Annotated in this window: 24 protein-coding genes; 13 read left to right on the forward strand and 11 right to left on the reverse strand. The window is 68.6% G+C overall.

Annotation, left to right across the window (positions count from 1 at the left end; translation table 11 throughout):
• Positions 1-161: 161 nt before the first annotated feature.
• The 13 genes from kdpF to LGN17_RS23675 all read left to right on the forward strand — a co-directional run bounded on the left by kdpF (position 162) and on the right by LGN17_RS23675 (position 14,755).
• Positions 162-254, forward strand: coding sequence for a K(+)-transporting ATPase subunit F (kdpF, locus tag LGN17_RS23615; protein ID WP_006752209.1), 93 nt, complete (start codon positions 162-164; stop codon positions 252-254).
• The gene (gene kdpA, locus LGN17_RS23620) at positions 251-2,056 is read left to right on the forward strand and encodes a potassium-transporting ATPase subunit KdpA (protein WP_226198830.1); all 1,806 of its coding nucleotides are present in this window, start codon (positions 251-253) and stop codon (positions 2,054-2,056) included. The genes kdpF and kdpA overlap by 4 nt, the downstream gene beginning before the upstream one ends.
• Positions 2,057-2,110: 54 nt before the next feature.
• Positions 2,111-4,195, forward strand: a complete 2,085-nt coding sequence (gene kdpB, locus LGN17_RS23625) for a potassium-transporting ATPase subunit KdpB (protein WP_226198831.1) — start codon at positions 2,111-2,113, stop codon at positions 4,193-4,195.
• A 25-nt stretch (positions 4,196-4,220) separates the two neighbouring features.
• Entirely contained in the window at positions 4,221-4,802 is a 582-nt protein-coding gene (kdpC, locus tag LGN17_RS23630; RefSeq protein WP_175951112.1) for a potassium-transporting ATPase subunit KdpC, read from the forward strand.
• Between the two features lie 162 nt (positions 4,803-4,964).
• A complete protein-coding gene (locus tag LGN17_RS23635) occupies positions 4,965-7,808 on the forward strand; it encodes a DUF4118 domain-containing protein (protein ID WP_175951113.1) in 2,844 nt (947 codons plus the stop codon).
• A complete protein-coding gene (gene kdpE / locus LGN17_RS23640; protein ID WP_175951114.1) occupies positions 7,801-8,499 on the forward strand; it encodes a two-component system response regulator KdpE in 699 nt (232 codons plus the stop codon). Before LGN17_RS23635 ends, kdpE begins: the two co-directional genes overlap by 8 nt.
• A gap of 158 nt (positions 8,500-8,657) precedes the next feature.
• Positions 8,658-8,942, forward strand: a complete 285-nt coding sequence (locus LGN17_RS23645; protein WP_226198832.1) for a DUF333 domain-containing protein — start codon at positions 8,658-8,660, stop codon at positions 8,940-8,942.
• A gap of 145 nt (positions 8,943-9,087) precedes the next feature.
• Positions 9,088-9,408 (forward strand): quaternary ammonium compound efflux SMR transporter SugE, encoded by a 321-nt coding sequence (gene sugE, locus LGN17_RS23650; RefSeq protein ID WP_226198833.1) that lies wholly within the window; start codon positions 9,088-9,090, stop codon positions 9,406-9,408.
• Positions 9,409-9,619: 211 nt separating this feature from the next.
• Positions 9,620-10,237, forward strand: coding sequence for a DUF4126 domain-containing protein (locus LGN17_RS23655; protein ID WP_175971471.1), 618 nt, complete (start codon positions 9,620-9,622; stop codon positions 10,235-10,237).
• Positions 10,234-12,849 (forward strand): ABC transporter permease, encoded by a 2,616-nt coding sequence (locus LGN17_RS23660; RefSeq protein ID WP_226198834.1) that lies wholly within the window; start codon positions 10,234-10,236, stop codon positions 12,847-12,849. The genes LGN17_RS23655 and LGN17_RS23660 overlap by 4 nt, the downstream gene beginning before the upstream one ends.
• Positions 12,850-12,892: 43 nt before the next feature.
• Positions 12,893-13,303: a group II truncated hemoglobin gene (locus LGN17_RS23665; RefSeq protein ID WP_175971469.1), complete on the forward strand. Its 411-nt coding sequence runs from the start codon at positions 12,893-12,895 to the stop codon at positions 13,301-13,303.
• 106 nt (positions 13,304-13,409) lie between these two features.
• Positions 13,410-14,141, forward strand: coding sequence for an alanyl-tRNA editing protein (locus LGN17_RS23670; RefSeq protein WP_226198835.1), 732 nt, complete (start codon positions 13,410-13,412; stop codon positions 14,139-14,141).
• Positions 14,138-14,755, forward strand: a complete 618-nt coding sequence (locus LGN17_RS23675; protein ID WP_226198836.1) for a DUF924 family protein — start codon at positions 14,138-14,140, stop codon at positions 14,753-14,755. Before LGN17_RS23670 ends, LGN17_RS23675 begins: the two co-directional genes overlap by 4 nt.
• Before the next feature lie 181 nt (positions 14,756-14,936).
• Here the strand turns inward: LGN17_RS23675 and LGN17_RS23680 are convergent, their stop codons facing one another.
• From LGN17_RS23680 to LGN17_RS23730, 11 genes are all read right to left on the reverse strand, one after another.
• Positions 14,937-16,829 (reverse strand): ArnT family glycosyltransferase, encoded by a 1,893-nt coding sequence (locus LGN17_RS23680; RefSeq protein ID WP_226198837.1) that lies wholly within the window; start codon positions 16,827-16,829, stop codon positions 14,937-14,939.
• 230 nt (positions 16,830-17,059) lie between these two features.
• Positions 17,060-17,821: an SDR family oxidoreductase gene (locus LGN17_RS23685; protein ID WP_226198838.1), complete on the reverse strand. Its 762-nt coding sequence runs from the start codon at positions 17,819-17,821 to the stop codon at positions 17,060-17,062.
• Positions 17,822-17,843: 22 nt separating this feature from the next.
• Positions 17,844-18,425, reverse strand: a complete 582-nt coding sequence (locus LGN17_RS23690; protein WP_175951124.1) for a TIGR00730 family Rossman fold protein — start codon at positions 18,423-18,425, stop codon at positions 17,844-17,846.
• Positions 18,422-19,180, reverse strand: a complete 759-nt coding sequence (locus LGN17_RS23695) for a TetR/AcrR family transcriptional regulator (protein ID WP_226198839.1) — start codon at positions 19,178-19,180, stop codon at positions 18,422-18,424. The genes LGN17_RS23690 and LGN17_RS23695 overlap by 4 nt, the downstream gene beginning before the upstream one ends.
• A 204-nt stretch (positions 19,181-19,384) precedes the next feature.
• Positions 19,385-19,921, reverse strand: coding sequence for a diacylglycerol kinase (locus LGN17_RS23700; RefSeq protein ID WP_226198840.1), 537 nt, complete (start codon positions 19,919-19,921; stop codon positions 19,385-19,387).
• Entirely contained in the window at positions 19,918-20,952 is a 1,035-nt protein-coding gene (locus LGN17_RS23705; protein ID WP_226198841.1) for a glycosyltransferase family 4 protein, read from the reverse strand. The genes LGN17_RS23700 and LGN17_RS23705 overlap by 4 nt, the downstream gene beginning before the upstream one ends.
• 28 nt (positions 20,953-20,980) lie before the next feature.
• On the reverse strand, positions 20,981-21,919 hold the full coding sequence (locus LGN17_RS23710; protein WP_226198842.1) for a UDP-2,3-diacylglucosamine diphosphatase: 939 nt from the start codon (positions 21,917-21,919) through the stop codon (positions 20,981-20,983).
• A gap of 225 nt (positions 21,920-22,144) precedes the next feature.
• Positions 22,145-22,651: an RDD family protein gene (locus LGN17_RS23715; protein ID WP_226198843.1), complete on the reverse strand. Its 507-nt coding sequence runs from the start codon at positions 22,649-22,651 to the stop codon at positions 22,145-22,147.
• A 6-nt stretch (positions 22,652-22,657) separates the two neighbouring features.
• Positions 22,658-23,416, reverse strand: coding sequence for a DUF3106 domain-containing protein (locus tag LGN17_RS23720; RefSeq protein ID WP_226198844.1), 759 nt, complete (start codon positions 23,414-23,416; stop codon positions 22,658-22,660).
• 26 nt (positions 23,417-23,442) lie between these two features.
• Positions 23,443-23,868, reverse strand: coding sequence for a DUF3619 family protein (locus LGN17_RS23725; protein ID WP_226198845.1), 426 nt, complete (start codon positions 23,866-23,868; stop codon positions 23,443-23,445).
• Positions 23,865-24,428, reverse strand: coding sequence for an RNA polymerase sigma factor (locus LGN17_RS23730; protein WP_226198873.1), 564 nt, complete (start codon positions 24,426-24,428; stop codon positions 23,865-23,867). The genes LGN17_RS23725 and LGN17_RS23730 overlap by 4 nt, the downstream gene beginning before the upstream one ends.
• Between the last annotated feature and the right edge of the window lie 135 nt (positions 24,429-24,563).

Below are 24,563 nucleotides of genomic sequence, written 5' to 3' on the forward strand. Positions count from 1 at the left end.
TTACGTGCGTTCCCATAAGGTTCTAGTCGTCTGACTTCGACGACGGAGAACACAAAAATGGATGGGGTTTTTATCGGCGCCCTGGTGCTTTTCACCGCGCTGATCCTCGGTTTGATTGCCGGTTGCGAGAAGCTCGTGCAATACGGTCGCGGGGGGCGAGCATGACCTGGATGCTTTGGCTGGCGGGCGCCTCGACGGCCCTGCTGTTCGCGTACCTCGTCTTTGCGCTGCTGCGCGCGGAGGACATCGAATGAACGCGAACAACCTGTTGCAATCGCTGCTGTTCATCGTCGTGCTGCTGGCGGCGGCCGTTCCGGTCTCCCGCTACCTGACGGCGGTGATGGATGGCAGTTCGCGCGTCGTGCGCGTGTTCGGGCCGCTCGAACGCGCGCTGTACCGCATCGCCGGTGTCGATGCCGGCAGCGAGATGAACTGGAAGCAGTACGCGGTCGCGACGATCGCGTTCAACGCGCTCGGCGCGTTGTTCCTCTATGGCTTGCTGCGCCTGCAGGGCTTCCTGCCCGGCAACCCGCAGCAATTCGGCGCGATGACGGTCGATGGCGCGTTCAACACGGCCATCAGCTTCGTCACCAACACGAACTGGCAGGACTACACGCCGGAGCAGACCGTCAGCTATCTGGCGCAGATGCTCGGCTTCACCGTGCAGAACTTCCTGTCGGCAGCGACTGCCATCGCGGTCGTGGTTGCACTGATCCGCGGCTTCGCGCGACATACGTCGCAGACCATCGGCAACTTCTGGGTCGACCTCACGCGCGTGACGATGTACGTGCTCGTGCCGATGTCGATGATCATCGCCGCGCTGCTGATGAGCCAGGGCGTGATCCAGAACATGAAGGCGTACCAGGACGTGCCGGTGCTGCAGGCGAGCACCTATGCGGCGCCGAAGCTCGACGCGCAGGGCAACCCGGTGAAGGACGACAAGGGCAACCCGGTGACGGTGCCGACCCCGCTCACGAAGCAGACGCTCGCGATGGGCCCGGTCGCGTCGCAGGAAGCGATCAAGATGCTCGGCACCAACGGTGGCGGCTTCTTCAACGCGAACTCCGCGCACCCGTACGAGAACCCGACGCCGTTCGCGAACTTCCTGCAGATCTTCTCGATCCTGATCATCCCGGCCGCGCTGTGCCTCGTGTTCGGCCGCGTGATCGGCGACCGCCGGCAGGGCATCGCGGTGCTCGCGGCGATGACGGTTGCGTTCGCGGTCGCGGTCGGCGTCGAGGTCAACGCCGAGCAGGGCGGCAACCCGACGCTCGCCGCGCTGCACGTCGACCAGTCGGCGAGCGCGCTGCAGCCGGGCGGCAACATGGAAGGCAAGGAAACGCGTTTCGGGATCGCGCAGAGCGGCATCTTCACGGTCGCGACGACGGCCGCGTCGTGCGGCGCGGTCGACACGATGCACGATTCGCTGACGCCGCTCGGCGGCCTCGTGCCGATGCTGCTGATGCAGCTCGGCGAGGTGGTCTACGGCGGGGTCGGCTCGGGGCTCTACGGGATGCTCGTGTTCGCGCTGCTCGCGGTGTTCGTCGCCGGCCTGATGATCGGCCGCACGCCGGAATACGTCGGCAAGAAGATCGAGTCCTACGAGATGAAGATGGTGTCGATCGTCGTGCTGCTCACGCCGCTGCTGGTGCTGGTCGGCACGTCGGTCGCCGTGCTCGCCGATGCGGGCAAGGCCGGCATCGCGAACCCGGGGCCGCACGGCTTCTCGGAAATCCTGTACGCGTTCAGCTCGGCCGCCAACAACAACGGCAGCGCGTTCGCGGGCCTGACGGTCGGCACGCCGTTCTACAACTGGACGACCGCGATCGCGATGTGGTTCGGCCGCTTCGGCACGATCGTGCCGGTGCTGGCGATCGCCGGCTCGCTGGCCGCGAAGAAGCGCATCGCGGCGACGAGCGGCACGCTGCCGACGCACGGTCCGCTGTTCGTCGTGCTGCTGCTCGGCACCGTGCTGCTGGTGGGCGCGCTGACCTACGTGCCGGCGCTTGCGCTCGGCCCGGGCGTCGAGCACCTGATGATGTGGCTGGGCGCGTGATGCGCGCCCGCATGGCGACACCTTGAAAAGACTGAAGAGATTGAAGAGATCGCAATGACTCAACATTCCGCAACACGGTCCATGTTCGATCCGGCGCTGCTGCGCCCGGCGATCGTGGACTCGTTCAAGAAACTCACGCCGCGCACGCAGTTCCGCAACCCGGTGATGTTCTGCGTGTACGTCGGCAGCATCCTGACCACGATCCTGTGGATCGCGGCGCTCGCCGGCCAGGCCGAGGCGCCCGCGGGCTTCATCCTCGCGATCGCGCTGTGGCTGTGGTTCACGGTGCTGTTCGCGAACTTCGCCGAGGCGCTCGCCGAAGGGCGCTCGAAGGCGCAGGCCGCGTCGCTGCGCAGCGCGAAGAAAGACGTGATGGCGAAGAAGCTCAACGAGCCGCACCCGAAGTCGCCGATCCGCATCACGACCGCGACCGAGCTGCGCCGTGGCGACGTCGTGCTCGTCGAGGCCGGCGACGTGATCCCGGCCGACGGCGAGGTGGTCGACGGCGTCGCATCGGTCGACGAATCGGCGATCACCGGCGAATCCGCACCGGTGATCCGCGAATCGGGCGGCGACTTCTCGTCGGTGACGGGCGGCACGCGCGTGCTGTCCGACTGGATCGTCGTGAAGGTCACCGCGAACCCGGGCGAGGCGTTCCTCGACCGGATGATCGCGATGGTCGAAGGCGCGAAGCGCAAGAAGACGCCGAACGAAATCGCGCTGACGATCCTGCTCGTCGCGTTGACTATCGTGATGCTGCTCGCGACCGCGACGCTGCTGCCGTTCTCGATGTTCTCGGTCGAAGCGATGAAGGCCGGCCACGTGGTGACGATCACCGCGCTCGTCGCGCTGCTCGTGTGCCTGATCCCGACGACGATCGGCGGCCTCCTGTCCGCGATCGGCGTGGCCGGGATGAGCCGGATGATGCAGGCGAACGTGATCGCGACGTCGGGCCGTGCGGTCGAAGCGGCCGGCGACGTCGACGTGCTGCTGCTCGACAAGACCGGCACGATCACGCTCGGCAACCGCCAGGCATCGACGTTCGTGCCGGCGCCGGGCGTGACCGAGGAAGCGCTGGCCGATGCCGCGCAGCTGTCGTCGCTCGCCGACGAAACGCCGGAAGGCCGCAGCATCGTCGTGCTCGCGAAGGAGCGCTTCAACATTCGCCAGCGCGACATGGGGCAGTTGCACGCGACGTTCATCGGCTTCTCCGCGCAGACGCGGATGAGCGGCGTCGACTTGCCTGGCCGCGAGATCCGCAAGGGTGCGGCCGATGCGATCCGCAACTACGTCGAGACACACGGCAGCCGCTTCCCGGAAGAAGTGCGCCGCGCGGTCGACGAAGTCGCGCGCCGCGGCAGCACGCCGCTCGTCGTGGCCGACCTGCATGAGGGTGCGGCTCGCGTGCTCGGCGTGATCGAGCTGAAGGACATCGTGAAGGGCGGGATCAAGGAGCGCTTCGCGGAACTGCGCAAGATGGGCATCAAGACCGTGATGGTGACGGGCGACAACCGGCTGACGGCCGCGGCGATCGCGGCGGAAGCAGGAGTCGACGATTTCCTCGCGGAAGCGACGCCGGAAACTAAGCTCGCGACGATCCGCGAGCACCAGGCGGCCGGGCGCCTCGTCGCGATGACGGGCGACGGCACCAACGACGCGCCGGCGCTTGCGCAGGCCGACGTGGCGGTCGCGATGAACACCGGGACGCAGGCGGCGAAGGAAGCCGGCAACATGGTCGACCTCGACTCGAACCCGACGAAGCTGATCGAGATCGTCGAGATCGGCAAGCAGATGCTGATGACGCGCGGTTCGCTGACGACATTCTCGATCGCGAACGACATCGCGAAGTATTTCGCGATCATCCCGGCCGCGTTCGTGACCACCTATCCGCAGCTGCGCGTGCTCGACATCATGCACCTGACGTCGCCGGCGTCGGCGATCCTGTCGGCGGTGATCTTCAACGCGCTGATCATCGTCGCGCTGATCCCGCTGGCGCTGAAGGGCGTGACGTACCGTCCGCTCGGCGCGGCATCGCTGCTGCGCCGCAACCTGCTGGTGTACGGCCTCGGCGGCGTGCTGCTGCCGTTCCCGTTCATCAAGCTGATCGACATGACGCTCGCGGCGCTCGGCTGGGCCTGAGCTGGTCGTATTTGAAGGAAACATCATGAAAACGTTGATTCGTCCGCTCGTCGTGATCTTTGCCGTGCTGGCCGCGGTGACGGGGCTCGCCTACCCGGCCGTGATGACCGTGTTCGGCCAGGCCGTGTTCCCGTCGCAGGCGAACGGCAGCCTGATCGAGAAGGACGGCAAGGCAGTCGGCTCCGCGCTGATCGGCCAGCAGTTCGATGCGCCGAAGTACTTCTGGGGCCGGCTGTCGGCTACCGCGCCGATGCCGTACAACGCGACAGGCTCCGGCGGCTCGAACCTTGGCCCGCTGAACCCGTCGCTCGCCGACCAGGTGAAGGGGCGCATCGCCGCGCTGCGTGACGCGGGCACCGACATGTCGAAGCCCGTGCCGGTCGACCTCGTGACGGCGTCGGCGAGCGGCCTCGATCCGGAGATCACGCCGGCCGCCGCCGCGTACCAGGTCGAGCGCGTCGCGAAGGCGCGCAACCTGGCGCCCGACGCGGTTGCGCAGCTCGTCGCCGCGAACACGACGGGCCGCCAGCTGGGCGTGCTCGGCGAACCGCGCGTGAACGTGCTGAAGCTGAACCTCGCGCTCGACGCGGCCCAGGCCGCGCACTGACCGCGCGTCCAGGCTTGCGGCGGCAAGCGGCGTCCGGCGCGGCCCGATTCGCGCCGGACGCGCTTTTTCCCGACGGCGCATGCGCCGTCTTTGCCTTTTGCGGCGATTTGGAACAACAATGCTGGTACTCGCGCGCATCCGGGCGCTCCGCCTTTCTGACGCATGAATCGTCCCGATCCAGACCAACTCCTCGACAAGCTGCAGCGTGACGAAGAAAAGCAGCGGCGCGGCCAGCTCAAGATCTTCTTCGGCGCATCGGCCGGTGTCGGCAAGACCTACGCGATGCTGCAGGCCGCGCGCCAGCGCCTGCAGGAAGGCGTCGACGTCGTCGTCGGCATCGTCGAGACCCACGGCCGCAGCGAAACCGCCGCGCTGCTCGACGGCTTCGACGTGCTGCCGCTCGCGCGCATCGACTATCGCGGCCGCACGCTCACCGAATTCGATCTCGACGGCGCGCTCGCGCGCCAGCCGCAACTGATCCTCGTCGACGAACTCGCACACTCGAACGTGCAGGGCGCCCGGCACCTGAAGCGCTGGCAGGATGTGTACGAGTTGCTCGACGCGGGCATCGACGTCTACACGACCGTCAACGTCCAGCACCTGGAAAGCCTGAACGACGTGGTCGGCGCGATCACCGGCATCCGCGTGTGGGAGACGGTGCCCGACCGCGTGTTCGACGCGGCCGACGAAGTCACGCTCGTCGACCTGCCGGCCGAGGAACTGCTCGAGCGGATGCGCGACGGCAAGGTCTATCTCGCGCAGCAGGCCGAGCGTGCGGTGCGCAACTTCTTCCGCAAGGGCAACCTGATCGCGCTGCGCGAACTGGCGCTGCGGCGCACGGCCGACCGGGTCGACGCGCAGATGCGCGAATACCGCGCCGACCGTTCGATCCAGCGCATCTGGCAGGCGCGCGAGCGGCTGCTCGTGTGCGTCGGGCCGGGCCCCGAGGCGCCGACGCTCGTGCGGGCGGCCGCGCGGCTCGCGGCGAGCCTGAAGGCCGACTGGATCGCAGTCTATGTGGAGACGCCGCGCCTGCAGCGGCTGCCCGATGCGCGGCGGCAACGCACGCTCGACGCGCTGAAGCTCGCGGCCGAACTCGGTGCGGAGACGGCCACGCTCGCCGGCGCCGACGCGGTTGCCGCGCTGATCGGCTATGCGAAGGTGCGCAACGTGTCGAAGATCGTCGCGGGCGGCTCGCCGAAGGTCGGACTCATGCGTCGCTTCGTGCGGCCGTTCGGCGAGAAGCTCGCCGAACGCGCGGGCGACGTCGACCTGATGCTGATCCGTGCGTCCGCGAGCGACGAGGCGCGCGCCGCACCGCTCGACGCGCGTGCGCGCGACTGGCGCGATGCGTTCGCGCAGTTCGGCACGCATCGTTCGCCGCCGCGGCACTACGTGTATGCGGCCGCGATCTGCGCGGCGATCACGGTCGTCGCGAGCCTCGTCTCCGAGCGGCTCGACCTCACGAACCTCGTGATGCTGTACCTGCTCGGCGTCGTGTTCTCGGCCGTGCGGCTCGGGCGCGGCCCGGGCGTGCTGCAGTCGTTCCTGTCGGTGGCCGCGTTCGATTATTTCTTCGTGCCGCCGCGCATGTCGTTCTCGGTCAGCGACACGCAATACCTGCTGACTTTCTTCGGGATGCTGCTGACGTCGCTCGTGATCAGCCACCTGACCTCGACGCTGACGCGCCAGGCGAGCGTCGCGCAGCGCCGCGAGCGCCGCACCGGCGCGATCTATGCGATGGCGCGCGAGCTGGGCGCGGCGCTGACGACCGAGCAGATCGTCGAGATCGGCAGCCGCCACGTGGGCGAGGTGTTCCGCGCGCGCGTCGCGTTCCTGCTGCCCGACAGCGCGGACAAGGTGCGGCAGAAGATCGAGGACCCCGACGCGGCCGTCACGCTGACGGGCGCCGATCTCGACAGCGACGTCGGCCAGTGGGTGTACGACCAGCAGAAGCCGGCCGGCCGCGGCACCGATACGTTGCCTGCGACGGTCGCGCTGTACTTGCCGCTGAAGGCGCCGATGCGCACGCGCGGGGTGCTCGCGGTTGCGTCGCGCGAGCCGCGCGAACTCGAGGTGCCGGAGCAGCAGCGGATGCTTGACGCATTCGCCGCGCAGATCGCGCTCGCGCTCGAGCGCGTGCACTACGTGGAGATCGCGCGCGACGCGCTGGTGAGCATGGAGTCCGAGCGGCTGCGCAACTCGCTGCTGTCGGCGATCTCGCACGACCTGCGCACGCCGCTCACGACGATCGTCGGCTTCTCGTCGATGCTCGCGAACGGGCGCGCGGCCGCGCAGGGCGGCGACGCGGCGGCGGCCGAGCGCTTCGCGCAGCGCGAGGGCGAACTCGTCGACGCGATCCACGACGAGGCGCTGCGGATGACGGGCATCGTCACGAACCTGCTCGACATGGCGCGGCTGCAGGCCGGCAGCCTGCAGTTGAAGCGCCAGTGGTCGCTGCTCGAGGAAACCGTCGGCGCGGCACTCGCCGCATGCAAGCGCGTGCTTGCGCGTCATTCCGCGCGCGTCGTGCTGCCGGCCGACCTGCCGCTGCTGCAGATGGACGCGGTGCTGATGGAGCGCCTGTTCACCAACCTGTTCGAGAACGCGGCGAAGTACACGCCGCCCGATACGCCGCTCGACATCGGCGCCGAGCGCGTGACCGAAGACGGGCTGCCGTTCGTGCGCGTGCTCGTCGACGACTACGGCCCCGGCCTGCCGGCCGGGATGGAAACGCGGATCTTCGACAAGTTCACGCGCGGCGAGAAGGAATCGGCGACGCCGGGCATCGGCCTCGGCCTCGCGATCTGCCGCGCGATCGTCGAGGCGCACGGCGGTAAAATCGGCGCGCTCAACCGCACCGCGCCCGACGGCCACGTGACGGGCGCGCGCTTCTGGTTCACGTTGCCGGTCGAGACGCCGCCTGCCGCGCCTGCCGTACCCGACGACGAACCCGACGTGCCGGGCGCGTCGTCCCCATCCGAATCATTGCCAGACCATGAGTGAACCCAGCCTGACCGTCGTCCTGATCGAGGACGAAAAGCAGATCCGCCGTTTCGTGCGCGCCGCGCTCGAGGAGGAGGACATCGCGGTGTTCGAGGCCGAGACGGGCAAGCAGGGGCTGATCGACGCGGCGACGCGCAAGCCCGACCTCGTGATCGTCGACCTCGGTCTGCCCGATACCGACGGCCTCGACGTGATCCGGGAATTGCGCGGCTGGTCCGAGGTGCCGGTGATCGTGCTGTCCGCGCGCACGCAGGAGGAAGAGAAGGTCGCGGCGCTCGACGCCGGCGCCGACGATTACCTGACCAAGCCGTTCGGCGTGTCCGAACTGCGTGCGCGGATCCGCGCGCAACTGCGCCGGCGCAACCAGGGCGGTGCGAACGAATCGCCGAAGGTGAGCTTCGGCACCGTGAGCGTCGATCTCGCGCTGCGCCAGGTGTGGCGCGACAACGAGATCGTGCACCTGACGCCGCTCGAGTACCGGTTGCTCGCGACGCTCGTGCGGCACGCGGGGCGCGTGCTCACGCACCGCCAGCTGCTGCGCGACGTGTGGGGGCCGTCGCACGTCGAGAGCCACCATTATCTGCGGATTTACATGGCGCACCTGCGCCAGAAGCTCGAGCGCGATCCGGCGCAGCCCGAGTACATCGTGACCGAGACGGGCGTCGGCTACCGGCTCGTCGGCGCCGCATGACGGGCCCGGCCGGGTCGCGGCGGCGCACGTGCGCGTGACGTCGCGCGCCCGCACGGTTGCGCTGGCGCGACAGTCTCGCGGCCGACGCGTGCGTTGTACACCCGGCGCTCATTCCCCGTTATCCTGACCGTTCCGCGAACGAAAACGAGGAGCGTGCAATGTCCGTCCGTCTGGTCGTCATCTGTGCGCTGGCGCTTGCTGCGTCTGGCGCGTTCGCCCAACCGCTGCCGCCCGGGCAGCAACCGTCGTCGTCCCAGCAGGCGATGGCCAATCCCGCGTCGGTCAATTGCGCCAAGCTCGGCGGTCGCCACACGATCCGCAACCTGTCGAGCGGGCAGGTCGGCATGTGCGTGTTCAAGGACGGTCGCGTGTGCGAGGAGTGGGCGCTGTACCGCGATGACCGCTGCGTCGGCGGCGCCGCGCCGAAGCGCGTATCGAACTGACCGGGCCCGGCCGGTCGCGCCCCCGATCGGCCGCCGGCCGCGCGCCGCGTCCGTAAGCATCTTGTTATACTCGGCGCCGCCCGGGGACGACCCCGGGTCATTCGTTTCAACGGGGACGGCCCCATCCGATACGGAGTACGTCGAGATGGCGTGGGTATGGTTGTTCATTGCCGGTTTGCTGGAAGTGGCCTGGGCGGCCGGCATGAAATCGTCGGACGGCTTTACGAGGCTCGGTCCGTCGGTGTTTACGATTGTGACTGCGCTGGCCAGCTTCGGGCTGCTCGCGGTCGCGATGCGCCAGTTGCCGCTCGGCACCGCGTACGCGGTGTGGACGGGCATCGGCGCGGTCGGTGCGTTCGTGTTCGGCATCGTGATGATGGGCGAGGCGCTGACCGTCGCGCGCGTCGCGAGCGCTGTGCTGATCGTCGCGGGGCTGATCGGCCTCAAGCTGTCGTCGGCTGCCTGACGAAGGCACCCGGGTGCCTTCGCGCCCGGGCGCCGCACTGCGGAATTGCGCCGGCCGCCCGTCCAGCCTGTCTATAATGGAATGCATTCGGGCCTGAATACCGTCGTGCTTTTTGCGGCACGCGGTGCCGGTCGCCACGCGCCGCGCGGCTGGTCTGTCCGCCTCGATCCGATCAATCGGCAAAGCGCACGGAAAGTGCAAGGAGAGGGCCATGATCGAAGCCATTTCGCTCGGCGCGGGGCTCGCGTGGGCGAGCGGCCTGCGCCTGTACCTGACGGTGCTGATCGCCGGCGTGCTGGCGCGGTTCGGCTGGCTCCACCTGCCCGACACGCTGGCCGTCCTGACGTCGCCGTGGGTCATCGGCGCCGCAGCCGTGCTCACCGTCACTGAATTTCTTGCCGACAAGATCCCCGCGTTCGACTCGCTGTGGGATGCCGTGCACACCTTCATCCGCATTCCGGCCGGTGCCGTGCTCGCAGCCGGCGCGCTCGGCCATGCGGATCCGACCGTGCTCGCGGTCGCGGGGCTCGCGGGCGGCTCGCTCGCCGGTGCCGCACATGTGGCGAAGGCCGGCACGCGCGCGATGATCAACCTGTCGCCCGAACCGATTTCGAACTGGATCGCCTCGTCGACCGAGGACGGCCTCGTGGTCGGCGGGCTCGTGCTCGCGTTCTTCGTTCCGCTCGCGTTCCTCGTGCTGCTGGCCGCCTTCATCGCGGCCTCCGCGTGGGCGCTCCCGCGCCTGTGGCGCGGCGTCTCCGGCGGCTTTCGCGGCATGGCGAACCACATGGTGTCGCGGCTGAACTCGATCGGGGGAAAGCGCGATTGAAGGAGCGGCAACATGCGGCACTGCCGCCGGCCGGGCAACCTGGTCATGAGGTGAGCGCGCATGCCGGCCGCTTCGGCCTGCACGACCTGGTCCGCCAGGCCGCACGCATGACCGCGCGCGACTGGCGCGCGGGCGAGTTGACGCTGCTCGTTCTTGCATTGGTGCTCGCGGTCGCGGCGCTGACGAGCGTCGGCTTCCTCGCCGACCGGCTGCGCCAGGGGCTCGAGCGCGACGCGCGCCAGATGCTGGGCGCCGATTTCGTCGTGCGGGCCGATCGCCCCGTCGATCCGTCGTTCGACGGGCAGGCCCGCGCGCTCGGCCTGCGTACCGCGACGACCGCGATCTTCCCGAGCATGATCGCGTCCGCCACCGGCGGGCAGGCGGCCGACGCTGCGCCCTCGCGCCTCGCGGCCGTGAAGGCCGTGTCCCCCGGCTATCCGTTGCGCGGCGCGGTCGAGATCCTGCCGGCCGGCGCTGCCGCCGCGCAGAAGGCCGCCGGGATTCCCGCGCCCGGCACCGTGTGGGCCGATCCGGCGCTGCTCGATGCGCTGCACCTGAAAGCGGGCGATACGGTGCGCGTCGGGCTGCGCGTGTTCAAGGTCGCCGCATCGATCTCCCGCGAACTCGATCGCGGTTTTTCCTTCGTCAATTTTTCGCCGCGGCTGATGATGCGCGCGGACGAGCTGGCCGCGACGGGGCTCACGGGCTATGGCAGCCGTGTCACGTACCGGCTGCTGGTTGCCGGCGACCAGCAGGCCGTCGCGCGCTTCGAAGCGTATGCGCACGCACGTGTCGACGGCGGGAAACTGCGCGGCGTCGGTCTGGAGTCGTTGCAGGAAGGCCAGCCGCAAGTGCGGCAGACGCTGGATCGTGCGCGTCACTTCCTGACGCTCGTCGCACTGCTCACCGCGCTGCTCGCGGCGGTCGCGATCGCGATGGCCGCGCAGCGCTACATGCGGCGCCATCTCGACGGCTGCGCGACGATGCGCTGCCTTGGCGTGAGCCGCCGCACGCTCGGCGCGCTGTTCGCACTCGAATTCGCCTGCATCGGGATCGTGTCCGGCGCCGCAGGCGCGGTGCTCGGCTACGGCGGCCACTGGGCGTTGCTGGCCGCGCTTGGCGGCCTGATCGACGTGGTGCTGCCGCCGCCCACGCTGTGGCCGGCGCTGATCGGCGTGGGTGTCGCGCTCGTGCTGCTGCTCGGCTTCGCGCTGCCGCCGCTCGTGCCGCTCACGCGCGTGCCGCCGGTGCGCGTGCTGCGGCGCGAGTGGGGCGACGCGTCGCGCACGGCATGGGCCGCGTATGCGATCGGTGTCGTGCTGTTCGCGGGGCTGCTGATCGCGGCCGCCGGCAACCTGAAACTCGGGCTGATCGTCACGGGCGGTTTCGCCGGCGCGCTGGTCGGTTTCGCGCTGATCGCGCGGCTCGTGCTGTTCGCCGCCGCGCGCGCGGTGCGCAATGCACGCGTGGCCGCGGGCATCGGCTGGCGCTACGCACTCGCGTCGCTGCACCGGCGCGGCACGGCCAGCGCGCTGCAGATCACCGCGCTCGCGCTTGGCCTGATGTGCCTGCTGCTGATCGCGATCACGCGCAACGACCTCGTCGCGGGCTGGCGGCAGTCGACACCGCCCGATGCACCGAATCAATTCCTGATCGACATCCAGCCGGACCAGCGCGCTGACGTCGCGGCCTACCTGAGCGCGCACGGTGTGCGCGACGCGGTGCCCGCGCCGATGGTGCGCGGCCGTCTCGTCGCGATCAACGGCAAGCCGGTGAATCCGGACGCGTATCCGTCCGAGGAGGCGCGCCGGCTCGTTGACCGCGAGTTCAACCTGTCTTATACGACCGAGCTGCCGTCCGACAACCGGATTGTCGAAGGCGGCTGGTTCGGCACCGCGGCCACGCCGCAGATGTCGATCGAGGCGGGCCTCGCGAAGACGCTGAACGTGAAGCCGGGCGACGTGCTGCGTTTCGACGTGACGGGGCTGACGGTCGACGCGCCGATCACGAGTGTGCGCAAGCTCGACTGGGGTTCGTTCCGCGTCAATTTCTTCGTGCTGATGCCGCCGCCGGTGCTGAAGGATTTCCCGGCCGTGTACCTGACGAGCTTCCATTTGCCGGCATCGGACGCCGCGCTGCTCGATCCGCTGATCGCGCGCTACCCGAACCTGACCGCGATCGACGTCGCGCCGATCCTCGCGCAGTTGCAGCGGATGATGCTGCAGGTGGTCGGCGCGGTGCAGTTCCTGTTCGCGTTCACGCTCGCGGCCGGCGTGCTCGTGCTGTACACGGCGCTGGCCGGCACGCGCGACGAGCGGGTGCGCGAAGCTGCGCTGCTGCGCGCGCTCGGCGCGTCACGGGCGCAGGTCAACGCGGTGCAGCGCGCGGAGTTCGTCGTGGTCGGCGCGCTGGCCGGTGCGCTGGCATCCGCAGGTGCGATCGCGGTCGGCTGGGTGCTTGCGTCGCGCGTGTTCGACTTCCAGCTCGCCGTCGATCCGTGGCTCGTGCCGGCCGGCATCGTGGCCGGCGTCGCGTGCGCCGGTGCGGCCGGCTGGTTGAGCCTGCATAATGTGTTGCGGCGCCCCGCGCTGCAGTCGCTGCGCGACGCATGAGCGTCGCCGGCGCCCCCGAAGATCCCGTTTTCCGACTATCCGTATGACCGATGTGAATGACGATGCGCCGTCGCAGCCGACGGCGTTCGAACTCGTGGGCGGTGAAGCCCGCGTGCGCGAGATGGTGGACCGCTTTTACGACCTGATGGACCTCGAGCCCGAGTTCGCGCAGATTCGCGCGCTGCATCCGGTATCGCTCGACGGTTCGCGCGACAAGCTGTTCTGGTTCCTGTGCGGGTGGCTCGGCGGCCCGGACCACTACATCAGCCGGTTCGGCCATCCGCGGCTGCGCGCGCGGCACCTGCCGTTCCCGATCGCGTCGGTCGAGCGCGACCAGTGGCTGCGCTGCATGGCGTGGGCGATGGACGACATCGGGCTGCCCGAGCCGCTGCGCGAGCGGCTCATGCATTCGTTCTACGACACGGCCGACTGGATGCGCAACCGGCCCGGTTGATCGACCGGTACGCCGCCGCCCGCGCGCCGGACGATCTGCGTCTGGGCGCGCGCGCCGAGCGGCGCGACACTGGCTGCTTCCCCTCAATCGATACGAGGCTCGCCCGATGACGACACCAGCGCTGTTTCGCGAAGACGCGTACCTCACCCAATGCGACGCGGTCGTCCTGGCCGTCGGCGACGACGGCATCCGGCTCGACCGCACCGTGTTCTATCCGCTTGGCGGCGGCCAGGCCGGCGACACCGGCACGCTGACGTTGCCCGACGGCAGCGCGATCGCAATTGCCGATACACGCAAGGCCAGGTTCGACGGCGCGACGCCCGACGACGCCGTGCACGTGCCCGCACCGGGGCAGGAGGCGAGTGTCGCGGCGCTCGTACCGGGTACGCGCGTGGTCGCGGAGATCGACTGGCTGCGCCGCTACCGCCACATGCGGCTGCATACGGCGGCACACCTGATGTGCGCGGTGCTGCCGTACGCGGTCGACGGCTGCAGCGTGACGGCCGACTACGTGCGGCTCGATTTCGCGACTTCCGACCCGATCGATCGCGATGACGTCGAGCGGCGCCTCGCCGGCCTGGTGGCCGGCGCACACCCGGTCACGACCGAATGGATCACCGACGACGAGATGGCCGCACGGCCGGACCTCGTGCGCACGATGAGCGTGAAGCCGCCGATGGGTCTCGGCCGTGTGCGGCTGCTGCGCATCGAGCAGGTCGACCTGCAGCCGTGCGGTGGCACGCATGTACGCAACACGTCCGAAATCGGCGCGCTGCGGGTCGCGAAACTGGAAAAGAAGAGTGCGCGCACCCGGCGCCTCGTGCTGGAGTTTGCATGACGGTTGATGCCACCCACGCGGGCGCGGCGGTGCTCGATCCGCAAGCGCGCGAGATTCTGGATTTCTGGTTCGGCGAGCCGGGTTCGGCCGAATTCGGGCAGAACCGCAAGGTCTGGTTCAACGGCGGCGCGGCGTTCGACGACGTGCTGCGCACGCGCTACGGCGCATTGCTCGACGCCGCGTGCGACGGCGCCTGCGATCACTGGGCAGGCTCGCCGTCGGGGGCGCTTGCGTTGATCGTCGTGCTCGACCAGTTCTCGCGCAATATCCATCGCGGCACCCCGCGCGCGTTTGCCGCCGATCCGAAGGCACTCGCGCTCGCGCGCCGCGTCGTTGCGGCCGGCTGGGACGCGCAGTTGCCGAGCGGGCATCACCGCGCGTTTGCGTATCTGCCGTTCGAGCACGACGAGTCGGTCGAGAGCCAGCGCGAGGCCGTGCGCCTGTGCGCGAGCATCCGGGACGAGGCAGGGTGCGAGCGCTATCACCGCTTCGCGTTGCTGCACGCGGCCGTCGTCGAGCGCTTCGGCCGTTTTCCGCACCGGAACGCGATTCTCGGTCGGGCATCGAGTGACGAGGAGACGGCGTTTCTTCGCGAGCCCGGTTCCTCGTTCTGACGATCCGGGCCGGCGGCGTGACGCGGGGGAGGGGACAGGCCCGCGGAGTCGTGCGGGCACAGTGTTAGCCGGGGCGCTGGGCGGCGGCGCGCACTTCCAAGTGGCTGTTCGTTGCTCAGGCGGTGGTGCCGGTTCTTCCACGCCCGGCATGAGGGCAAGCACGACGCCGTGCCTCCCCGCATTACTCCAAGTGCTGTTCGGGCGTGCGTACGTACACGCGCAGCAGTTCCTCGTTGTCGCCCGGGCGTGCGCCCGTCCAGAACAGTTTCCATTCGTTGCCGGGCGCCGGATCGACGGCCCGCACACCCTGGACGATCATCCAGGTGCAGCGCGTCGTCTTCGCGTCGGCGATCGGCGTGTGCTGGATGCCCGAGAAGTAGTACAGCATTGGCGCTTCCGATTCACCGAGCCCGTGCAGGCTCGCCATGCAGTCGCCGTCGTTCCATTCGAGCGCGAGGTGCGCGTTCAGGTCGTCGAACACCGAGCGGTAGCTCTTCGCGATGTCGAGCCACGGCAGCAGCAGCGTGTAAATGAGCCCCCATGCGACGAGTGCGCCGGCGCCCCACGACAGCGCGCCGCGCCAGACGCCCGTCGCGCGCAGCTTCGGCAGCAGCGTCAGCCAGCCGACCGTCAGCGCGAGTGCACCGATCACGAGCGCGGGTTCGATCGGCATCGTCCAGTCGAGCGGCAGCCAGCGGCCAAGCAGCGCGAGATCCTTGCGCGACGAGGCCGGATTGGCCATCACCGCCCAGATTGCCCATGCGAGCGCGGCGGCCGTGCCGAACAGGATGCGGCTCAGGTAGTCCCACGCGAGATGCAGTTGGCGCGGCAGGCGTTCGATCGCCTGCGCAGCCACCAGCGCGAGCGGGGCGAAGAATGGCAGGATGTAGAGCTGGCGCGACGTTGCGGACACTTGTAGCACGGCGAGCCCGATGCCCGCAAACATCACGGGCAGCGCGATGCGCGGTGTGCGCCAGTCACGCCACGCACCGCGTGCGAGCGCGGCGATCGCGAGCGGCGCGACCGGGAAGCCGACGAGCAGGAACGCGCGCAGGATGAAGAACGGCTTGTCGTTTTCCGCGCCCAGTTCGGGGACGGAGAAACCGAAGAAGCGGCCGACGTTGTTATCCCAGAACCACGTCATGAACAGCGTCTCGGAGCGCAGGAACAGCGCGGTCGGCCAGATGAGCGCGAACGGCGCGAACACCAGTGCGGCGACGCCGAGCGCGCGCGCGAACGAGCGGGTGCGGCAGGCCGGATAGAGCACCAGTGTGCCGAGGAGCGTGGCCGCAAACACGAGCGGCACGAACAGCCCCTTCGCCATCAGCGCGATGCCGACGCCCGCGCCGAAGAGCGGCGCGGCCCAGCGGCCCGACGGTCGGACCGGCAGCCCGTGCCGCATCTGCTGCGCGCGGGCGAGGTGCTGCATCACGAGTTCGAGCAACCCGCAGAAGCCGATTGCCGTGCCGGCGAACAGCGCGACGTCGGTCATCATGTCGTGTACGTGCTTGATGACGACGAGCGTGCCCGCGCTCAGCACGACGGGACCGATCACGCGCAGATCGAACCAGGAGTCTGCGCGGCTGGCGACGCGCGCCGCGCGCGCGATGAAGCCGAACGCCAGTGCGGCGAACAGCGCGCTCGCGAGCCGTGCCGCGTCGTGCAGCGGCATCACGCGCTGCAGCAGCCATGCGAGGCTGGTCGCGACCCACGCGTAAAGCGGCGGCTTTTCCATGAACGGCTGGCCGGCATTGGTCGGCACGACGAAGTCGCCGGTCTCGAGCATGTGCTGGATGATGCCGAACGTGTAGGTTTCGTCCTGCTTCCACGGATCGTGGCCGAGCACGCCCGGCAGCGTATAGGCGCAGATCAGCGCGGCAACGAACAGCCACGTGCGCCAGCCGAGCAGGAGCGAGCGTTCGCGCGTGGCGCTGGCTGCGGCGGTCGAGGCGGCGACGGGCGTGCCGGCGGCGTCGAGCATTGCAGTGAGGCCGGCGTCGGCGGTCGAGCGGGTGTGCTGGGCCGGGGCGGGCACGGACGTGCGTCGCCGGCTGGGCGCTGCGGTTCCAGGCATGGAAGGAATCTCGGGTCGAGTCGAGCCGGTCCGGCGACATGGGCAGGACCGATTAGGGCCATATCAAGGGGGTGGCGGACAGGTGTTTATGACATCTGTCTGAATGTCCGCTAGTAGACCACGGAATTGTTACGGAGGTTTACCGTTCGTGTCACGGAATTGTGGAGATTTGTGGTGTCGTGACGACGGATTGTTTCGGGCGGCGATTTTGAAGCGCCCGCTGGGCGGAATTACCGGCCGCCTCCGACGTCGAGCAGGGCGCCCGTCGTGTAAGACGCCGCGTCGCCCAGCAGCCAGATGATCGCTTCGGCGATCTCCTGCGCTTCGCCCGCGCGGCCGAGCGGCGTCGTTGCGCCGAGGCGGGCCGCACGGCCCGGCTGGCCGCCGCTCGCGTGAATGTCGGTCTCGATCAGGCCGGGGCGTACCGCGTTGACACGCACGCCGTACGGGCCAAGCTCCTTCGCCAGGCCGATCGTCAGCGAGTCGACCGCGCCTTTCGACCCCGCATAGTCGACGTACTCGTTCGGCGAGCCGAGCCGGGAGGCAATCGACGATACGTTGACGATCGCGCCGCCGTGGCCGCCGCGGTCGGTGGACAGCCGGCGCGCGGCTTCGCGCGCACACAGGTACGTGCCGAGCACGTTGGTGTCGAACATCCGCCGCAGCCGGTCGGCCGGCATGTCGGCGAGCGGCATCGACGGCGCGACGATGCCCGCGTTGTTGACGAGCGCGTCGACGCGGCCGAACGCAGCCGTCACGGTGTCGAACATCGCGACGACATCGGCTTCGTTCGCGACGTCGCCCGCGACGACGCACGCACGGCCGCCCGCGTCGCGGACGGCCTGCGCGGTGAGTTCGGCCGCCGCCGCGTCGCGCGCGTAGTTGATGCCGACGTCCCAGCCGCGTTCGGCCGCGAGTACGGCGGTCGCGCGGCCGATGCCACGGCTCGCGCCGGTGATGAGGACGGCCTTGCGGTCGGACGGTGCGGTCATCGCGTGCGGGTTCCGGTGACGATTATTTGGCTGCGTCGGGCGCCCACTTGTCGCGGGCGGGCGGCTGGTAGCGTCGCAGTCGCTCGATCAGTTCGACGGGTTCCGATTCGACGCACAGGGCGTCGAAATAGGCCGGACGCATGAAGCCCTCGTCGACCGTATGGCGCAGCAGCGCGATCAGCGGATCGTAGAACGAATCGATGTTGTAGAGCGCGACGGGCTTGCGGTGATAGCCGAGCTGCGCCCACGTGTAGACCTCGAAGAGCTCCTCGAGCGTGCCGGCGCCGCCGGGCATCGCGACGAACGCGTCGGACAGGTCGGCCATCATTTTCTTGCGGTGGTGCATGTCGGGCACGACGTGCAGTTCCGACAACCCCGTATGACCGACTTCCTTGTCGACGAGCAGTTCGGGGATCACGCCGACCGCACGGCCGCCGGCCGCCATCACTTCGTCGGCGATCACGCCCATCAGGCCGACCCGGCCGCCGCCATAGACGAGCGTGAGATCCGCATCCACGAGCGCGCGGCCGAATGCGCGCGCGGCGTCTGCATAGACGGGCCGCACGCCGGATGACGAGCCGCAGTAAACACACACTGCCTTCATTGCTTGGGATCCTTGGCGGGGGCTTGCCCAACGACGACCGGGCTGCCGGCGGGGCGCGGCGAGCCGTCGCGCGGCGGCAGGTAGTCGGTGAACTGGCGCTTCGGCAGCTTGCCGGAGACCAGGTCGTCGAACAACTGGCGCGAACGGCCGCGCAGGTAAGGTGCCATCACGGAGATCACGTGCATGCTGACCTGGTGCAGTTCCTCGCGGATCGCGTCCTGGTCGTTGTATTTGCGCGGATGCATCACGTACTGATACGACAGCCAGTACGTCGAAATGACGGCCATGTTGGTGGCGATGACCTCGATCTCGGCGGGCGTCGCGACCATCTCGGCATCGGACACGAGCAGTTCGCACATGTCGCGCGCGAAGCGCACCTTGTGGCTGATGATCTGCTTGAAGTGCGTCTCGAGCGTGCGGTTGCGGGCAAGCAGGTCGTTGAGGTCGCGATACAGGAACCGGTAGGTCCACATGAAATCGGCCATGTACTGCAGGTATGACCAGGTTTCGTCGATTGTCGGACGATGATCTTCGGGAAAGCGCAGCCGCCGTTCGATCTGCTGCTCGAACTGCGCGAAGATGCTGTTGATGATGTCGTCCTTGTTGCGGAAATGGTAGTACAGGTTGCCTGGACTGATTTCCATTTCCTCGGCGATCGTCGTGGTCGTGACGTTCGGCTCGCCGATCTCGTTGAAGAGTTTCAACGACAACTCGAGAATCCGTTCGCGGGTGCGGCGGGGAGGTTTCGCTTCCATGTCGTCCGGCCCTGTGTGTGCCGGACTGGCGGGCGCTGCAATCGATGCTGCGTGATTCGTCCGGCGCGGGTTGCTGTTCTATGTCTAGCGGACGATTATAAACCGGGGTTTCGCCACATCGGGGCATTTCGTGAGCGCAGCCCCGTGCGGCGCATGTTGCAGCGCCGCACGCTGGCGGTACATCAAGTACCCGCCGGGCAGTGCCTAGAAGCCGAGCCAGTGTGCGACGACCGGTCCGAGCACGAAGCCCCACGTCGTCACGCACGCGAACAGCGCGACCGTCACGGCTGCGCTGCCGAGGTCCTTCGCGCGCTTCGAGAGTTCGTGGCGCTCGAGCGAGATGCGGTCGATCGCGGCCTCGACGCTCGAGTTCAGCAACTCGACGATCAGCACGAGCAGCACCGACGCGATCAGCAATGCACGCGATGCGGCCGGCACCGGCGCGAACGCGCCGATCGGGAGCATCAGCGCGGCGAGCGTGAGCTCCTGGCGAAACGCGCTTTCCTCGCGGATCGCGACACGAAAGCCGTTCAGCGAATGCTTGAGGGCGTACCAGGCGCGCGTGATGCCGCGGTGGCGCTTGTACGGGTTCGGCGGCAGCGGCGCGAGCCGATCGTCGGGGCCGAGCGGCTCGTGCGCGTGCACGTCGGCGTCGGCGTGCGGCTCTTCCTCGTCGAACGGGCGGTGCCGTTGCGGCGTTGCGTCGGGGGGCGGGGTCTTGTCGTTCAGGTCTCGTTTCAAACGGCGGCACCTTCTGCTGGCGAGTACGCGGTCTTCGGCAGCGGCTTCAGATGCGACGCGAACTGCTCGGACGCCGCGCGCCACGAGAAGCGTTCGGCCCACGCGCGCGCAGTGGTGCGTTCGATCTTCAGCGCCTCGAGGCAGGCTTCCTGCAGGTCTTCGTGCATTGCGCCGGCGTCGCCATCGCCGAGCACGTCGATCGGGCCCGTCACGGGATACGCGGCAACCGGCGTGCCGCAGGCGAGCGCCTCGAGCAGCACGAGGCCGAACGTGTCGGTGCGACTCGGGAATACGAACACGTCGGCCGCAGCATACACCTTCGCGAGCTCGGCCTGTGACAGCACGCCGAGATAGTTTGCTTCCGGGTAGCGCGACTTCAGTTCCGCAAGCGCGGGGCCTTCGCCCGCGACCCACTTCGAGCCGGGCAGGTCGAGGCGCAGGAAGGCCTCGACGTTCTTCTCGATCGCAACGCGGCCCACGTACAGGAAGATCGGCCGCGCGGTATTGAGCACCTTCGATTCCATCGGCCGGAACACGTCGAGATCGACGCCGCGCGTCCACAGCACGACGTTCGTAAAGCCGAATTTCTCGAGATCCTGCTTGACGACCGGCGTCGGCGCCATCACCGCGAGCGACGGGCCGTGGAACCAGTGCAGGAAGCGGTAGGTGGCGGCGAGCGGGATGCCGAAGCGCGCCTGCACGTATTCCGGAAAGCGCGTGTGGTACGCGGTCGTGTACGGCAGTTTGCGCGAACGCGCGTAGCGTCGCGCGGCGAGGCCGAGCGGGCCTTCGGTCGCGATGTGCAGTGCGTCGGGCGCGAACGCATCGATCCGCGCGCGCAGCTTGCGGTACGGCAGGATCGACAGGCGGATCTCGGGGTAGGTCGGGCAGGGCACCGTGCGGAATTCCAGCGGCGTCAGCAGTTCGACGCGGTGGCCGAGCGCGGTGAGTTCGCGCGACGTGCTCTTCAGCGTGCGCACGACGCCGTTGACCTGCGGTTCCCACGCGTCGGTGACGATCATGATCTTCATCGCGGCTTTGTCCTGTAAGTAGGGGGTGTCAGGCAGTGGCCTTGGCCTTGCGCGACGTGGTCTCTGTCGGTGCGGTGCGCATCACCGTCCAGTAGACGATCTTCAGTTCGCCTTCCATCGTTTCGACGAGCGCGGACAGGCTTTCGACCCAGTCGCCGTCGTTGCAGTACAGCACGCCGTCGATGTCGCGGATCTCCGCCTTGTGGATGTGGCCGCACACGACGCCGTCGCAGCCGCGGCGGCGCGCCTCGTCGGTCATCACGGTCTCGAACTGCGAGATGAAGTTGACGGCGTTCTTGACCTGGTGCTTCAGGTACTGCGACAGCGACCAGTACTGGAAGCCGAGCCGGCTGCGGATCCGGTTGAACCAGCGGTTCAGCACGAGGATCAGCGTGTAGAGCGTGTCGCCGAGGTACGCGAGCCATTTAGCGTGCTGGATCACGCCGTCGAACAGGTCGCCGTGCACGATCCACAAACGTTTGCCCGCGAGCGTCGTGTGGAATGCCTCGCCGCGCACCTGGATGTCGCCGAACGCGAGGTCGCAGAACTGCCGCGCGCCTTCGTCGTGGTTGCCCGGGATGTAGACGACCTGCGTCCCCTTGCGTGCCTTGCGCAGGATCTTCTGCACGACGTCGTTGTGTGCCTGCGGCCAGTACCAGCCCTTCTTCAGCTGCCAGCCGTCGATAATGTCGCCGACGAGGTACAGGTACTCCGAATCGTTGTGGCGCAGGAAGTCGAGCAGGTACGGCGCCTGGCAACCGCTTGAGCCGAGGTGGATGTCGGACAGCCAGATGGTGCGGTAGTGGTGGGCAGACGAATCGGGATCGTCATGCTGCGTGGCGTGCCCGGCAGGCGGGTCTTGCGACACCAGCCCGTCGGTTGCGGCAGAACCGGACAGGAAAGCCGTGGCGGCGCGGGCGCCGATGGGGTGACGGAACAGTGAGGTCGCGGACGTTTTCTGGCCCATGCATGACTCGCGCCGGTTGACATTACCGGCATTCCGCCATGCGGGCGTGACTGTGCCGTGACAGTCACGAGACGTTCTTATTACGACTGCCGCAGGGTGTTTAGCAGTGAATGACGGGGCGTTGTGCAATCTGCCGTACGGAACGGCCGGCCGTTGTCCGGCACGGCTGTCAGGCCGGGCGGGAGTCGCCTCGGCGAGGTGTTTTCGTCTGGCGAATGCGGCGTGTCAACGTGGCATCGCAACGACGCGTGTGCGGGCGATCCGGTCGTGCGGAAACTGGCGGCCGGCATGCAGCCGCGCGGCGCCGGCCCACACGACGATCCATGCGGCGGTGAGCGCGAGCGTGACGGGGACCGATAGGCCGAGGAGCGGATGCAGCGCGAGCGGCGGCAGGAACCACAGCCAGCCGAGCGCATAGCGGATGAGCGCGTGACCCGCGCTCAGCGGCTGGCCGCTCGACGATTCGAGCCGCAGCCGCCAGGTCTTCATCGGCAGCGTCTGGCCGCCGTGGGTCCAGAACCAGACGAAGTACGCGCCGACCACGAGCGCGATCCAGGCGGCGAGCAGGTTGTGATGGACGAGGCCGTTGCGTTGCTGCGTGGCGAGGCTGAACGCGAGTCCGGCGAAGAACACCACGCCGAACAGCAGCACACCTTCGTAGAGCAGCGCGGCGAGGCGCCGCCGCACGGACGGCGCGGCGGCCGGGGTTTCGGGTGCGCGGGCGTTCGCCACGGCCGCTCAGGAGCCCTTGAACAGCGAGGGTGCGTCGGCTGGCGACACCGGCGCCACGGCAGCCGGTGCGGATGCGGCGCCGGCCGTCGACGACGCGGGCACCGGCGGCGCGACGGCGGCCGAGACGGGCGCCGGTGCGGTGGCCGGGCCGCTTGCCGGGTGTTCGTGCGAATTGACGAGGCGGCGGACATCCCGGTCGGCAACGGTCGGCGGCGCACTGACGACGCTCGGCCGGCGGCGGCGCTCGGCGGCCGCGAGACGTTCCTTCTGCTCTTCGGGGAGTTGCTGGTACGCCTTCCACGCACGCTCGCGCGCCTGTGCGGAAAGCTCCTTCGCACTCTGGTAATTCTCGCGCGCGACGCGGCGCTGCTCGGGCGTCATCCGCGCCCATTCGGTCATCCGGTCCTGCAGGCGTTTTTGGTCATCGGGCGTCAACTTCGAGAAACGCGACGCGATCTTCAGCCATTTTCGCTTGCGGGCGTCGCTGAAGCCGTCCCACTGGTCGGCGAACGGCGCGAGTGCCGCGTGCTGTGCCGGCGTGAGGCGCGCCCACGACAGCGGGCCGGTAGCGGCCGGCAGCGGCAGGGGGAGCGGGGGGAGTTCGGTGGTCAGCCCGGTCGCGGCCGACGCGGGCGTGGCAGCGCTGCTGGCCGCGGCGGTGGTCGTCGCGGGGGCCGGGTGGAATCGTGGGTAAGTGGCGACGTAGGAAACGGCGATCGCGATTACGCATCCGAAAAATACGGCCAGGCCGCGCTTCTGACTCACCCGTGCGATCCCCTCGTTATTGTCTGTTAGTGAGCGCGCGACAGATACGCGTTGAACCCATGATCGAGATATGCGTTGAGCGGCAGGTCGTCGCTGAGCATCGCCGCGTCGATGTCGGCGAGTTCGGCGGTGCGCTGCATGTCTTCCCAGTAGGCGATGCCGACGAGTCCCGCGAGCAGCAGCGCCAGCGGCCACGCGCGCAGCAGGCGGCGCGCGAGCGACGCCTGCGGGCGGCTCGCGGGCGCCGTGCCGTACGCACCGGCCGCGCCGGCGAAGGCCGGCACGAACACCGGCACGGTCGCGGCCTCGGGCTTCTTGCGCGCGAGCGCAGCCCGGCGGGCGACGGCCAGACGGTCGGTGGTCGCGGCAGGCAGGTCGGCCGCGCGCTCGTCCAGCGCGCGGCGCACCTTCAGCGCGAATTCGTATTCTCGATTTGCGGGAGCGGAGCTCATAGCGTGATTCCTTTGGCCTTGAGCGCGTGCGCCAGCGTGTGGGTGGCCCGTGAGCAGTGCGTCTTCACGCTGCCCTCGGAGCACCCCATTGCGGCGGCAGTCTCGGCGACATCCATATCTTCCCAATAACGCATCAGGAACGCTTCCCGTTGACGCGCCGGAAGCTTCTGGATTTCTTCGTCGATCAGGGCCAGAACCTGCTCTCGTTCGAGGCGGTGCTCGCTGCTCTCGACGCCCGCGTTGTCGTCCGCGGATTCGAGTGTTTCGAGCGGGTCGAAGTCGTCGTCGTCGGCGTTGTTCAGCGACGAGAAGAGCGTGACCCACGTGTTGCGGACTTTCTGCCGGCGGAACCAGTCGTGGATCGCGTTCTGCAGGATTCGCTGAAAAAGCAGCGGCAACTCGGCCGCCGGCCGGTCGCCGTACTTCTCCGCAAGCTTGATCATCGCGTCCTGCACGATGTCGAGCGACGCATCGTCGTCACGCACGGCGTACGCAGCCTGCTTGAACGCGCGCCTTTCGACGCCCGCCAGAAAGTCGGCGAGTTCCTTGTCTGATGCCATTCCGTGAAGGTATGCGCTGCGGGCCGCTGCGTGGTGTAAAAGGTCGAAAAATTTCGTAAAACCCGCGGATGCTATCAAATTTTCGCGCCGCTTGGCACCGGGTTGGGCGCCGCACGTTGCGCGCGAGCCGCGGCG

The organism is Burkholderia sp. AU30280, from assembly GCF_020420125.1.
GTDB lineage: Bacteria > Pseudomonadota > Gammaproteobacteria > Burkholderiales > Burkholderiaceae > Burkholderia.

What these genes read in the sequence shown, in the direction of transcription:
- sugE (WP_226198833.1), top strand. Translation starts at nt 9,088, where the DNA reads ATGGCGTGGGTATGGTTGTTCATTGCCGGTTTGCTGGAAGTGGCCTGG.
- LGN17_RS23665 (WP_175971469.1), top strand. Translation starts at nt 12,893, where the DNA reads ATGACCGATGTGAATGACGATGCGCCGTCGCAGCCGACGGCGTTCGAA.
- LGN17_RS23680 (WP_226198837.1), bottom strand. Translation starts at nt 16,829, where the DNA reads ATGCCTGGAACCGCAGCGCCCAGCCGGCGACGCACGTCCGTGCCCGCC.
- LGN17_RS23725 (WP_226198845.1), bottom strand. Translation starts at nt 23,868, where the DNA reads ATGAGCTCCGCTCCCGCAAATCGAGAATACGAATTCGCGCTGAAGGTG.
- LGN17_RS23635 (WP_175951113.1), top strand. Translation starts at nt 4,965, where the DNA reads ATGAATCGTCCCGATCCAGACCAACTCCTCGACAAGCTGCAGCGTGAC.
- LGN17_RS23675 (WP_226198836.1), top strand. Translation starts at nt 14,138, where the DNA reads ATGACGGTTGATGCCACCCACGCGGGCGCGGCGGTGCTCGATCCGCAA.
- LGN17_RS23685 (WP_226198838.1), bottom strand. Translation starts at nt 17,821, where the DNA reads ATGACCGCACCGTCCGACCGCAAGGCCGTCCTCATCACCGGCGCGAGC.
- kdpC (WP_175951112.1), top strand. Translation starts at nt 4,221, where the DNA reads ATGAAAACGTTGATTCGTCCGCTCGTCGTGATCTTTGCCGTGCTGGCC.
- kdpF (WP_006752209.1), top strand. Translation starts at nt 162, where the DNA reads ATGACCTGGATGCTTTGGCTGGCGGGCGCCTCGACGGCCCTGCTGTTC.
- LGN17_RS23730 (WP_226198873.1), bottom strand. Translation starts at nt 24,428, where the DNA reads ATGGCATCAGACAAGGAACTCGCCGACTTTCTGGCGGGCGTCGAAAGG.
- LGN17_RS23670 (WP_226198835.1), top strand. Translation starts at nt 13,410, where the DNA reads ATGACGACACCAGCGCTGTTTCGCGAAGACGCGTACCTCACCCAATGC.
- kdpB (WP_226198831.1), top strand. Translation starts at nt 2,111, where the DNA reads ATGACTCAACATTCCGCAACACGGTCCATGTTCGATCCGGCGCTGCTG.
- LGN17_RS23705 (WP_226198841.1), bottom strand. Translation starts at nt 20,952, where the DNA reads ATGAAGATCATGATCGTCACCGACGCGTGGGAACCGCAGGTCAACGGC.
- LGN17_RS23655 (WP_175971471.1), top strand. Translation starts at nt 9,620, where the DNA reads ATGATCGAAGCCATTTCGCTCGGCGCGGGGCTCGCGTGGGCGAGCGGC.
- LGN17_RS23695 (WP_226198839.1), bottom strand. Translation starts at nt 19,180, where the DNA reads ATGGAAGCGAAACCTCCCCGCCGCACCCGCGAACGGATTCTCGAGTTG.
- LGN17_RS23690 (WP_175951124.1), bottom strand. Translation starts at nt 18,425, where the DNA reads ATGAAGGCAGTGTGTGTTTACTGCGGCTCGTCATCCGGCGTGCGGCCC.
- LGN17_RS23710 (WP_226198842.1), bottom strand. Translation starts at nt 21,919, where the DNA reads ATGGGCCAGAAAACGTCCGCGACCTCACTGTTCCGTCACCCCATCGGC.
- kdpE (WP_175951114.1), top strand. Translation starts at nt 7,801, where the DNA reads ATGAGTGAACCCAGCCTGACCGTCGTCCTGATCGAGGACGAAAAGCAG.
- kdpA (WP_226198830.1), top strand. Translation starts at nt 251, where the DNA reads ATGAACGCGAACAACCTGTTGCAATCGCTGCTGTTCATCGTCGTGCTG.
- LGN17_RS23645 (WP_226198832.1), top strand. Translation starts at nt 8,658, where the DNA reads ATGTCCGTCCGTCTGGTCGTCATCTGTGCGCTGGCGCTTGCTGCGTCT.